The organism is Roseburia sp. OM02-15, assembly GCF_003481835.1.
Taxonomy (GTDB): Bacteria; Bacillota; Clostridia; order Lachnospirales; family Lachnospiraceae; genus Eubacterium_I; species Eubacterium_I ramulus_A.
Window position 1 is genome coordinate 24,088 of sequence record NZ_QULX01000012.1, and the last position, 12,718, is coordinate 36,805.

Here is a 12,718-nt window from a genome sequence, read left to right on the forward strand (position 1 = left end):
TTGATTTGTTAAGCTGCTCGGCTCAATTTTTTCTGAATCGCGCCAAGTCCCATACTGCAAAGCATTGTGATCACCGCTACGGTTCCACCGCCGATCACCAGATATTCCGTTTTCAGCAGATTAATTCCATTAAAAATCAGAATACCAAGACCGCCTGCGCCGATATACGCAGCCAGTGTCGCACTTGCAATAACCTCGGACATCGCCATGCGGATACCACTGATAATGCCCGGCATTGCCAACGGCACTTCCACCTGGCGGAACTTTCTCTTTTTATCCATTCCCATGGCATCTGCCACTTCCAGCATAAATGCCGGAACCTGTGAAAAAGCCAGTGTCGTCTGGATCAGAATTGGTGGGATTGCCAGAATAACCAACGCTGTCAAAGCCGGTTTCACACCAACGCCCATAATCGGAATCAGAATAACCAACACCGCAAGACTTGGTATTATACGTAATGCACTGAATCCGGTGGTCAGTATTTTTTTCACCTTTGGCACACGAAGGCACAGGATTCCGCATGGAATACCGATCGCAGCTGCAATGGCAACCGCCAGAAGGCTTAGATACACATGCTGCCAAATCATATGCAGATACTCCTGCCCATGTGTTTGAAAATATTCCACATATGCTTGCATGACTTCTCCTCCGTTTCCTGATATTTCTATCTTGTCTGCATAAAAACAGCCAAAGTTTACTGATACTTACTTTCTTAATCTTACCTATATTAGCAAAAAAACAATTATCCTGCAAGCCAATATCAGCCTGACGCAACCTATCTTACTACATTTTAGAGTAAATTACTAGGTATTTTTGTAACTTCCATGGTTACAACAACTTTTTCAATATTTCTTTCACATATCTTGGTACTTTTTTACAAAAAGCAATCGGACATATTTTGCAAAAAAATCCTTTTTCTCATTTTTCCTATTCTTCTATAAAGAAAAAAGATAGCAGTTGTATCGCTACAACTGCTATCTCAGTAAAACGGACATTCACAATCCGCTTCTGCTACTTGCTCATGAACATAATCACTTTGCTTATCCTGCGTTCAAACGCTTATAAATTTGCCAATACCCCAAGGATTGCTCCAAAAATGGAATTCAGCAATGTCACTACCAAGAAAATGATTCCAAGTACCAGACCTGCTGTCGCCATACCTTTTTTCTCACTGTGACGTCCCTTTGTTGCAAATACAATTGCCAGAATGGTTGTAATATATCCGGCAATCGGGAACAGCCATGTCACGATAGAGACAAGTCCTAAAACCAGTGATGCCACTGCACGGTTATTATTATTGTTTTCCATAACTTTCCTCCTGTTGCTTCTCTTTTGTGCTTTAATTCGTATAGAATATCATATTTCATTCAGAGAAACAATCTGATATTTCTTAGGATTTTCTTAGTTTTTCTTTTTAGAAAATTTTGTCTTAAATACGTACCACAGTGCACCTGTGATGCATACGGAAGAATATCCACCGCAGATAACGCCAACCATCAGAGGTCCTGCAAATTCACGGATGGAAGATACACCCAAAATGAATAGCATAAATACCATGATGAATGTTGTCAGGGAAGTATTGATGCTTCGTGACAATGTCTGTGTGATACTCTTGTTTACGACCTCTTTCAGATCGGTATTTCTCTGACTTCCTGCCAGAGCCATATTCTCACGGATACGGTCGAAGATAACGATGGTCGCGTTGATGGAGTAACCTACCAGAGTCAGCATGCAGGCAATGAATGTGCTGCCCACAGATGTCTGGGATAATGCGTAAAATGCTAATACTACAAGTACATCGTGTACCAGAGCGATAACCGCACTGCTTGCAAAACGGATATCTTTGAATCGGAACCAGATGTAGATCAGCATACAGATTGTCGCAATGATCACGGCTACGATTGCATCACTTCTCATCTCACTACTGATGGTGGAGCTGATGTTTGTAGATGTAATATCGCTCTCCTGAACACCGAAGTTATCTTCCATTGCTGTTGCCAGCTGTTCACGCTCATCCAGATCCAGTGTTCTGGTCTTGATGATGATAGAGTTGCTGTCTGCAACTTTCTGTGTCTGAACGTTTGCATCGCCGGTTACTTCTTCTACATAAGGTACGATCTGATCATCAATCTCCTCAATGGTGTAATCTTTGTCAAATGCAACAGTTGTTGCTGTACCACCCTTAAACTCCATGCTGAAGTTTAATGCCTGTCCGTTACCAGCTTTGTGTGCGCCCATGCCAACAAATCCAGCTACGATCACTGCAAGGGAAATTCCGAAGAATAATCCACGTTTTCCAAGGAAGTTGACGCTCTTGCGCTCTTTCTTTTCACCGTAAAATTTCTTATCCTGGAATCCCAGTCCATACAATGCTTTTACCAGCCATCTGGAGATTCCCAGTGCCGTAAACATGGAGAATACGATACCGATTGCCAGTGTTGCTGCAAATCCTTTTACCGTACCTGATCCACGCAGACCAAGTACAGCTGCAGCGATCAATGTGGTGATATTTCCATCAAAGATCGCGGAAAATGCTTTCTTAAATCCAATATCAATGGACTGTGCAACAGAATGTCCTGCTGCAATTTCCTCACGGATACGTGCGAAAATAATAACGTTCGCATCCACCGCCATACCAATGGACAGGATAATACCTGCAATACCAGGTAAGGTCAGTGTAATGTGATATAAATGTAAAATTGCAAGAATGATACCGGTATAGATAAGCAATGCAATAGATGCTGCCAGTCCCGGAATGCGGTATGCGATCAGCATGAATGCAATGATGATCAGGATACCAATGATTGCTGCAATAATACTTGTCTTGATTGCCTGAGAACCAAGTTTTGCTCCAACGACCTCAGACTGTAACTCTTCCAGTTCCAGTTTCAGAGCACCGCTTCGGATCTGGGAAGCAAGTGCTTCTGCATCCTCATAACTGCTCATACCACTGATCACAGCTTCACCATTTGTGATCTGGCTCTGTACCGTCGGATAACTGATACACTCACCATCATAATAAATTGGCAGTACTTTATTCAGATATTCTCCAGTTTTTTCAGAGAAAATCTTAGCACCTTCATCATTCAGTTTTAACTGAACGACATATTTACTGCCGGATGTTGTTGTATCACTCTGTGTGGCAGCCTGTGCATCGGCTACCATCTCACCGGTCATGAATGTCTCGCCCTCTGTTGTCTTAAACTCCAGAGTACCCGGTGTTCCAAGTTCTTCCAGAATTGAGTTTGCATCAGATACGCCCGGGATCTCTACGGAGATACGGTTATCGCCTACCTGATAAACCTCAGCCTCTGTGCTGTAAGTCTCGACACGTTTCTGCAGTTTGTATACAGTATCACTCATATCCTCTGCAGACGGTGTCTCATCGCCTTTTACCTGGTATGTAATGCTGACACCACCGGCAAGATCCAGGCCTAATTTAACACCTTTGTCATTGTCCTTTGCTGCGGTACCTTTTACAATACCATAAGAATAGTAGCCAAGCAGTAACATCGCAATGATCATTACCAGAAAGACTACGACTCCCTTTTTCTTTTTCATCCTTCTACCTCCATCTCAGCTTCTGCCGCTTTGATCATGATTGCACATTCAATACGCTTTTTCTGAAGTTCACAGCCAATATCATATGCATCATTGATATGTCCATGGAAATGATAGGAGTTTGCTGCGCATCCGCCGCTACAATAGAATTTTGCAAAACATTTTCTGCATTTTTCTTTTGCATAAACGTTACAGCATTTGAATTCATCCCGAATGTCGGTACGTTTTACGCCGTCCCAGACATTTCCCATCAGGAATTCTTCATTTCCTACAAACTGATGGCAAGGATAGAAATCACCCCACGGTGTAACTGCCAGGTACTCGGTACCTGAACCACATCCTGATAATCTCTTTGCCACACATGGACCACCCTCTAAATCTATCATAAAATGGAAGAAATTGAAATCCTTTCCGGCTTTTTTTCTTTCTACCATTTCAGCGGCAAGTTTGTCATATTCCTCAAACAGCTTCGGCAGGTCTTCCTCACGGAGTGCGTACTCCTCAGAATCCTCTGCTACTACCGGCTCAACGGAAATCTGTTTGAACCCAAGGTCTGCCAGATGAAGGACATCATCTGCAAAATCCAGATTGTAATGAGTAAAAGTACCGCGGACATAATACTTGTCCTGATTGCGGCTCTCTGCAAACTGCTGGAATTTCGGCACGATCATATCGTAGCTTCCTTTTCCGTTACGGAACGGTCTCATGTGATCGTGTACTTCTTTTCTTCCATCGATACTTAAGACAACGTTACCCATTTCTTTGTTTGCAAATTCCATTACTTCATCGTTCAGTAATACACCATTTGTTGTCAGTGTAAAACGGAATTTCTTGTCATGCAGCTTCTCCTGCTCTCTGCCGTATTTTACCAGATCTTTGACAACCTGCCAGTTCATCAGAGGCTCGCCACCGAAGAAATCTACTTCCAGATTGCGACGGCTTCCGGAGTTTTCGATCAGGAAATCCAGTGCTTTCTTTCCGACCTCATAACTCATCAGTTCTCTGTGACCATGATATTCGCCTTCTTCTGCAAAGCAGTAGCGACAGGCAAGGTTGCAGTCGTGTGCAATGTGCAGGCAAAGTGCCTTTACAACTGTCGGACGTTTCTTAAAGTCCATAATGTAATTTTCGTATTCGTCTTTTGTAAACAACTCTCCGTCTTCTGCCAGGGAAGCGACTTCCTCACAGGCTTCTTTCACTTCTGCCTCGCTGTATTTTCCGGACAGTTCTGCTACAATCTCCTCCGGTGTGTGATCTTCGTACAGAGCGATCACATCATAGGAGACATCATCTACCACATGGATCGCACCACTGTTTACATCAAGAACAATGTTATAACCATTATTTTTATACTGGTGAACCAAATGTAGTTCCTCTCTTTCTATTTTTGTCTATAAAATCAGCAAATTCCGCTGCTTTTTATTTTTCCTCTAAACGTGCAAATGACCGCATGCCTTAGCATACGGCCCTTTGTTCATAATCCGTTTTGTTTTTCTTATTTGTGCTCGCAGCTCTGGTTTCCTACTGTACAGGAAGTTTTGCAAGCAGACTGGCATGATGTCTGGCACTCACCACATCCACCTTTTTTTACTGTGTTCTGTAATCTTTTTGTATTTAATGTTTTTACATGTTTCATGGTCAGAAAAACTCCTTTCTTTATTATACATGTCAAGAGTATAGCATATTTTCCGCTATAAAGGAAGTCTTTTTTTATCCGCATGCAAAGCAAAACATTTTTTCACAAAACAGATATAAAACCCTTACATTTTAAATGGGGAACTGAACATATTCAACTGATCATTCCTCCGATCATTCCGGCTCCCATGCACATGATCAATGTCATGCCAACATGCAGTCCATCACCGGAAATTCCCTGGTTCATCAACAGGGAACCGATCAGTAACACGACAAAATATGCTCCGCCGATCAGAATCCCCCACAAAAAACGTCTCGTTTTCATCCGCTTTCCGATAATAATGCCACCCAGCAGTCCCGACACTACATAGATTACCATAATGCCGATGGTGACAATATTCTCCGTCAGCTCCATTTTATAAAGAAGAAATGCCAGCAAAAACAGCGCTGCCCCCGTTAATATGTACATAACCAGCAATGTACTCAATACTTTCAGTACGATCTTGTTATTTCCTTCAGCTCGTTCCATTTTTCTTCCTCCCATTACTGTTTTCGATTTTTATTTCTCATGTTTTCTGTCACAATTTTTTTCTGTTATACATATATATTCGGACAATCCGACGGATAGAACCTCTTTTTTTCGCAACAATCCCTTGAAAATCCTATTTGTTTCCTGTAATATATAGAATAAAAATTGTAATCCCACAGCGCATTTTACACATAATCTGTGACACGCTGTGCTTACAGGCAACATATTTATTTTAGAGAGGTGAATTATTTTTGGACATAAGTTCCACAATACAATTAATCATACTGGTCATTCTGCTGGGTTTATCAGCGTTCTTTTCCTCATCGGAAACGGCACTGACTACCGTAAACCGCATCCGTATGCGGTCACTGGCAGAGGAAGGAAACAAGCGTGCCACCCGGGTGCTGAAAATCACGGATGACTCCGCAAAGATGCTTAGTGCGATCCTGATCGGCAATAACGTGGTCAACCTGACCGCTTCTTCTCTGGCTACCACCCTTACCATTCACATTTTTGGCAGCACCGGTGCCGGAATTGCCACCGGAATCCTGACGGTACTGATCCTGATCTTCGGTGAGATTTCTCCGAAAACCATTGCAACTCTGCGGGCAGAAAAAATTTCCCTGCGTTTTTGTAACATCATCTGGATCCTGATGAAAGTCTTGACTCCGGTCATCTTTATCATCAATCATCTGGCAATGCTGGTACTTCGTCTGACGGGTGTCAAAGCTTCCGAAGGCAAGCAGGCCATGACAGAGAGTGAGCTGCGTACCATCGTGGATGTCAGCCATGAATCCGGTGTCATTGAATCCGAAGAGAAAGAAATGATCAACAACGTATTCGATTTTGGCGATGCATTGGCAAAAGAAGTCATGGTACCACGTATCGATATGACCTTTGCTCAGGTGGACAGCAGTTATGACGAAATTCTCGATATTTTCCGGGAAGACCGTTTTACCCGTCTGCCGGTGTACGAAGAGACCACCGATGATGTCATCGGTATCTTAAATATCAAAGACCTGCTTTTATGTGACCGGGAGCATTTCTCCGTGCGGGAGCTGATGCGCGAACCGTATTTTACTTACGAACACAAACACACGGCGGATCTTCTGGTGGAGATGCGAAACTCTTCCATTAATATTGCTATCGTACTTGATGAGTACGGCACAACCGCCGGTCTGCTGACATTAGAAGATCTGATTGAAGAAATCGTCGGAGAGATCCGTGACGAATACGACTATGACGAAGAAGACCCGATCCAGAAGATTTCGGATCATGAATATCTGGTGGAAGGTTCCATGAATCTGGAAGATTTCAGTGATGCACTGAACCTGCATCTGGAATCCGATGATTACGATTCCATCGGCGGCTATATGATCGGTCTGTTAGACCATCTGCCAAAGATTCGGGAATCTATTATGACACCGGATGGCATTTTCCTGCAGGTGCGCACAAAGAATAAGCATCGAATTGAGAAGATTTATGTACGTCTTCCGGAGATTTCTGCTAAAGCTGAAAATTTCGGTTCAAAAGACGGATATCAGTAATGAAATAAACCGATCTGCTGACATCACATTTATCATTTTATAACAGCAAAAAAGAGACTTCTCTATGGCTCACATAACCACAGGGAAATCTCTTTTTTATTTTCATTATTTATTCACAGTGAGAAATCTTACAAACTCTCTGAAACAATTCTACTTCTTTTTTTTGATTACTCGATTACGTGAATCCATCCTTCCGGAGCTTCAATCTTGCCTTCCTGAATATCAACTAATGTCTCACGCATTTTAGCAAGAACCGGTCCCATCTCATCCATACCGCTTGCGAAGCAGATCTCACGACCATGATCTACGATCTTGCCAACTGGAGAGATAACTGCTGCTGTACCGCACAGACCACACTCAACGAAGTTCGGAACCTCATCCAGATATACTTCTCTCTGCTCTACTTCCAGTCCAAGGTAATGCTCAGCTACATACATCAGAGAACGACGTGTGATAGATGGCAGAATACTGTCAGACTTCGGTGTTACGATCTTGTTGTCTTTTGTAACGAATAAGAAGTTTGCGCCACCTGTCTCCTCAACTTTTGTACGTGTTGCAGCATCCAGATACATGTTCTCAGCATATCCTTCTTCATGAGCAGTTACAATTGCATGTAAGCTCATTGCATAGTTTAATCCGGCTTTGATATGACCTGTTCCGTGAGGAGCTGCACGGTCAAAATCTGTCACACGGATTGTTAACGGTTTTACGCCGCCTTTGAAATACGGTCCAACCGGTGTTGTCAGTACACGGAACTGATATTCCTGTGCCGGTTTTACACCGATAACCGGGCTGCTTCCGAACATATACGGACGAATGTAAAGTGTTGCGCCTGTACCATATGGTGGAACATAAGCCATATTTGCTTTTACAGTCTTCTCTACAGCCTCGATGAATTTATCTTCCGGATAAACTGGCATTTCCAGTCTTCTTGCGGAATCAGCCATACGGGATGCATTTAAGTCCGGGCGGAAAATAACTACTTTTCCGTCTACGGTTGTGTATGCTTTTAATCCCTCAAAAACAGTCTGTGCATACTGTAATACACCTGCACACTCGTTTAATACGATAGTAGCGTCCTCGGTCAGAGTTCCCTCATCCCATGCGCCATCTTTATAATTTGCTACGAAACGTTTGTCTGTCTGACGATATCCAAAGTCCAGGTTTTCCCAATCGATATTCTTCTTTTCCACTGTGATATCCTTCTTTCTTATCTATTTTGCAATTTTCACTTTTTGTTCCTGCATTTACGGTTTTCTCTCTATGTACTGTTATACAGCAAATCATAGAGCATTTCCAGTTCTTTTTCAAAAAATGCCTGTATTTTTTTCATGTGTTTCAGGCAAAAGATGAATTAATTTTCATTCAATAATTCATCCGATATCCCATTCTTCACATGAATTGTATTTTTTACTAATCATTGCGACTGCAAAAATGCATCTTCCAGCAGTTTTTTCACATCCAACCCGAGCTTCCTAAATTAATTATCTACAGGAAGTACTGATAGATTCGATAGCTACTGCACCACCCCGCACAATCTCCACACTCTGGAACCGCTGTTTTAAAAAGGCGATCAGTTCGTTATTTCTGCGCTCTGTCAGCTTGCACTCTAAAAGAACACTGTCCATTCCGATGTCTGCCGGCTCTACATGAAAGGTCTCTGCAATTCGGAATACTTCTGCCTTATCAGTGTTGCTTAATTTTTTCACCTTGGCAAACATAAGCTCTTTCATATGGATCGGTACATCGGTCAGATCCATAACTTTAATAACCTCAACCATACGGTTTAACTGTTTTTTAATCTGTTCAAAGGTAATGTCATCGCACACTGTGCTGATGGTGATTCTGGAAGTATCCTCCTCCTCTGTCGTACCTACGGTCAGACTTTTCAGGTTGTAGGATTTTCCTGCAAATAAACCGGAGATTTTTGCAAGAACACCAACCTGGTTTTCTACATATAATGCAATCCATCTGTCTTTCATTGCCATTCTCCTCCCTTATTTGCTTTTCAGAATCATGTTATTCATCGGATTTCCACCCGGAACCATCGGAAGTACGATTTCCTCTGTAGCGATCATAAATTCGATGACAGTCGGCGCATCGGTATTGTTCTTTGCTGCCTCCAGTGCCGGAATAATGTCCTCTTCCTTTGTGACACGGATGCCGTGTGCACCGTAACTCTCTGCCCATTTCATGAAATCCGGTACATATGGCGGACAACTTTCATTTGGTCCCTTGCAATGTTCCGGACATCCTTTGCGGCGGCGCAGACAGGTAGCAGAATAACGTTTTCCGTAGAATAGCTGCTGCATCTGACGAACCATACCAAGGTAATAGTTGTTCAGCAGGCAAACGGTGATCGGCGTCTGCTGTACAATAGCGGTTGCCATCTCCTGCATGTTCATCTGAAATCCACCGTCACCGGTGATACATACCACATCTCTGTCACGATGTCCCATCTTTGCTCCAAGTGCAGCCGGGAAACCAAATCCCATGGTTCCAAGTCCGCCGGAAGTGATGATCTTCTTATTTTTATTTACATCCAGATACTGGCTTGCCCACATCTGGTGCTGACCTACGTCAGTAACGTATGTAACTTCATCGTAAACCTGATTTAAACCTTCCATGATCATCTGCGGTGTCATGCCTTTATCACGGCGCATTTCCAGTGGATTCTCATGATCCCAGGCTGCAATCTGTTTTACCCATTCGTCAGTATCCTTCGGCTCTACCCATTCCAACATCTGCTGCAGGGCAACTTTTGCATCCGCTACGATCGGCACATCTACCACAACGTTTCGGGAAATCGCTGCTGCATCGATATCCACATGAATGATCTTGGCCTTTGGTGCAAACTCGTTCAGATCACCAGTGATACGGTCATTGAAACGGGTTCCAATGGAAAAGAGCACATCACATTTGCTGACTGCGATATTTGCCGCATAACGGCCATGCATTCCGCTGCTTCCAACGTAATACGGATGGTCGGACGGGATCGCGCCTTTTCCCATAACGGTTGTAACAACCGGAACATGTGTGATATTTACGATCTGCTCTAACAGTTCGTTAGCCCCTGAGATATTGACACCGCCTCCGGCAAGGATTAGCGGGCGGCGTGCCACTTTCAGTAATTTTGTCGCTTTTTTCAACTGTCCAAGGTGAACGCCCTCGTTAATTTTGTAACCACGGATGTCTACATGATCCGGGTATTCGGACGGACCTGTTGCAGTCTGAATATCTTTCGGAAGATCGATCAGAACCGGTCCCGGCTTTCCTGTTTTTGCAATGTGGAATGCCATTTTGATGGTTTTTCCCAAATCTTTGCGATCACGGACTGTCACACTGTATTTGGTGATACCGCGTGTCATACCGACGATATCAACCTCCTGAAATGCATCGTTACCAATCAGATTTAATGGTACCTGACCGGTAAATACAACCAGTGGAATACTGTCATAAAAAGCATCTGCAATGGCTGTCACGGTGTTTGTCGCACCAGGACCGCTTGTTACCAGGCATACGCCTGTTTTTCCGGTCTCACGGGCATAACCTTCTGCCTCATGAACCAGCGCCTGCTCATGACGTGGCAAAACCAGATCAATCTTGCCATTTCCCATCAGATATAATTCATCAAATAAATCAGTTACCGTTCCGCCCGGATAGGCAAACACGGTATCTACGCCTTCTTCAAGAAGAGCTTTTACAAATAATTTTTTTCCTGTTATATCCATTCAACTCTCTCCTTTTTCCTTCCTTTTTGTCCCTGCATCACTTCGGATTTTTATATACATCTATTTCTTATGTAGAAGTGATCCCTTCATTTTATGGAACTTTGGGAAGTTATATCCACCCTAACGTGCGCAGCAGGAAAATCCATCCCGTCAGTGTCACGGAAGCCAGCAGTGTGGTCGCCACTACGATGCTCGCCGTCAACACACCATCGTTATGCATATTTTTTGCCATAATATAACAGCTCGGGGTTGCCGGTGCTGCCAGCATGACTACGAGTGCGACCATTTTTTCGCCCTGAAAACCAAGAGCAGCCGCAATCGGAATAAAAATTGCTGCCTGGGCGATCAGCTTGATAAAAGCAGCCCAGAGGGTAGGTTTGATCTTTGCCAGTGCCTTCTTTCCTTCAAAGCCCGCGCCAAGTCCGATCAATGCAAGTGGGGTTGCCATCTTTGCCACATTGTTTACGGTCGAATTTACCAGTTCCGGCAGTGGATTATGTAATAATGCCACGATCAGACCAAGGACTATGCCGATGATAATCGGGTTCTTCAGGATGTTGATACCAGCCTGTTTGATTCTGCCTGTATCGCGCTCATTCTCCGGATAATCTCCTTCAAATGTCAGTACAAGCACGGAATATATGTTGTACAACGGAACCGCACCGATGATCATCAGGGATCCCATTGTTGACTGCCCGTAAATATTCTGGATAAATGCCAGTCCCATAACCGCCGCGCTGCTGCGGAAGGAAGCCTGAGTAAAAGCACCTACCATAGATTTGTCTTTCATAAAAATTTTTGTCAGGCCATACACACTCCAGAAACAGATAGAAGTGGCAATGGCACAAAACAGCACATATTTCAGGTCAAATACTTCCTGAATATTGACGGATGACAGGTCACGGAACAGCAAAAACGGCAAAGTCACCTTGAAATTGAACTTATTTGCCACCGTGACAAAGTTTTCATTCAGCATACCGATCCGACGTAAAAAGTAGCCAATTACCATGACAAGGAAAATCGGTATCGTCACATTGATACTAAATAAAAAGTTACTCATGCTTTATGCCTTCTTTTCATATTTATAGAAATAATATTCCAGATCAAAATAGGTCTGCTCCTCGCTGTCCGCGGTAACCACCCACTCTTCTTTTTCATCCAGATTCGGGAACCAGGCATCTGCCTCGTAAGCAAAATCGATTTTTGTAATGTGCGCCACCTCGCACTCATCCAAAAGCTGTCTATAAATACTCTCACCGCCGATGACGTAAATATCTTTGCTGTCGTATTTTTTCAGTTCTTCGTGCAGTTCGTCCATATCGTGCACGATCACAGCTCCGTCAACCTGATAACTGTGATCACTTGTCAGAACGATATTCACACGGTTTTTCAGCGGTTTCTTTCCCGGAAAACTCTCCAGTGTTTTACGTCCCATGACAACGATTTTTCCGGTGGTTGTCTCACGGAAAAACTTCATGTCATCCGGAATGCTCACCAGCAGCTTATTATTTCTGCCGATGGCCCAGTTTTTATCTACTGCTGCAATTAAATTCATGTATCTCACATCTCTCTTTCTTCTTAATTAATATTTCATACAGTTCACACGCGCCATTCGCAAAACGCCTTTTCAGGCTTCTCCGTAGCTACGCTACTATTTTTGCTCATAATAAGGCGCTCCCTTCATCACTATGCATCCAGCCAATTCCTCATGCAAG

The 12,718-nt window shown here is 43.4% G+C and carries 12 protein-coding genes; 1 reads left to right on the forward strand and 11 read right to left on the reverse strand.

The annotated features are described in order from the left end of the window. Positions 1-8 precede the first annotated feature (8 nt). The 6 genes from DXB15_RS11370 to DXB15_RS11395 all read right to left on the reverse strand — a co-directional run bounded on the left by DXB15_RS11370 (position 9) and on the right by DXB15_RS11395 (position 5,725). The gene (locus tag DXB15_RS11370) at positions 9-587 is read right to left on the reverse strand and encodes an ABC transporter permease (protein ID WP_109216075.1); all 579 of its coding nucleotides are present in this window, start codon (positions 585-587) and stop codon (positions 9-11) included. 472 nt (positions 588-1,059) lie between these two features. After that, a complete protein-coding gene (locus DXB15_RS11375; RefSeq protein WP_109216047.1) occupies positions 1,060-1,308 on the reverse strand; it encodes a DUF4190 domain-containing protein in 249 nt (82 codons plus the stop codon). A 93-nt stretch (positions 1,309-1,401) separates the two neighbouring features. After that, positions 1,402-3,561, reverse strand: a complete 2,160-nt coding sequence (gene secD / locus DXB15_RS11380) for a protein translocase subunit SecD (protein ID WP_118703033.1) — start codon at positions 3,559-3,561, stop codon at positions 1,402-1,404. Beyond that, positions 3,558-4,925 carry a thioether cross-link-forming SCIFF peptide maturase gene (gene scfB / locus DXB15_RS11385; protein ID WP_109216045.1) on the reverse strand — a complete coding sequence of 456 codons (1,368 nt, stop codon included), beginning with the start codon at positions 4,923-4,925 and terminating at the stop codon, positions 3,558-3,560. The genes secD and scfB overlap by 4 nt, the downstream gene beginning before the upstream one ends. 131 nt (positions 4,926-5,056) lie before the next feature. After that, entirely contained in the window at positions 5,057-5,197 is a 141-nt protein-coding gene (gene scfA / locus DXB15_RS11390) for a six-cysteine ranthipeptide SCIFF (protein ID WP_021737595.1), read from the reverse strand. A gap of 153 nt (positions 5,198-5,350) precedes the next feature. Beyond that, positions 5,351-5,725 (reverse strand): TIGR04086 family membrane protein, encoded by a 375-nt coding sequence (locus tag DXB15_RS11395; RefSeq protein ID WP_242979882.1) that lies wholly within the window; start codon positions 5,723-5,725, stop codon positions 5,351-5,353. Between the two features lie 251 nt (positions 5,726-5,976). On the opposite strand from DXB15_RS11395, the gene DXB15_RS11400 reads away from it, so the two are divergent. Next, complete coding sequence (locus DXB15_RS11400) at positions 5,977-7,272, forward strand: HlyC/CorC family transporter (protein ID WP_109216043.1); 1,296 nt, start codon at positions 5,977-5,979, stop codon at positions 7,270-7,272. A gap of 167 nt (positions 7,273-7,439) precedes the next feature. On the opposite strand, the gene DXB15_RS11405 is transcribed toward DXB15_RS11400, so the two are convergent. The 5 genes from DXB15_RS11405 to DXB15_RS11425 all read right to left on the reverse strand — a co-directional run bounded on the left by DXB15_RS11405 (position 7,440) and on the right by DXB15_RS11425 (position 12,558). After that, a complete protein-coding gene (locus tag DXB15_RS11405; protein WP_109216042.1) occupies positions 7,440-8,465 on the reverse strand; it encodes a branched-chain amino acid aminotransferase in 1,026 nt (341 codons plus the stop codon). A gap of 291 nt (positions 8,466-8,756) precedes the next feature. Then, positions 8,757-9,254, reverse strand: a complete 498-nt coding sequence (ilvN, locus tag DXB15_RS11410; protein ID WP_109216041.1) for an acetolactate synthase small subunit — start codon at positions 9,252-9,254, stop codon at positions 8,757-8,759. A 15-nt stretch (positions 9,255-9,269) separates the two neighbouring features. Then, positions 9,270-11,003: a biosynthetic-type acetolactate synthase large subunit gene (gene ilvB, locus DXB15_RS11415; protein WP_109216040.1), complete on the reverse strand. Its 1,734-nt coding sequence runs from the start codon at positions 11,001-11,003 to the stop codon at positions 9,270-9,272. 109 nt (positions 11,004-11,112) lie between these two features. Then, positions 11,113-12,063 (reverse strand): AEC family transporter, encoded by a 951-nt coding sequence (locus DXB15_RS11420; RefSeq protein WP_109216039.1) that lies wholly within the window; start codon positions 12,061-12,063, stop codon positions 11,113-11,115. 3 nt (positions 12,064-12,066) lie between these two features. After that, the gene (locus tag DXB15_RS11425; RefSeq protein ID WP_118703034.1) at positions 12,067-12,558 is read right to left on the reverse strand and encodes a dihydrofolate reductase; all 492 of its coding nucleotides are present in this window, start codon (positions 12,556-12,558) and stop codon (positions 12,067-12,069) included. Positions 12,559-12,718 lie beyond the last annotated feature (160 nt).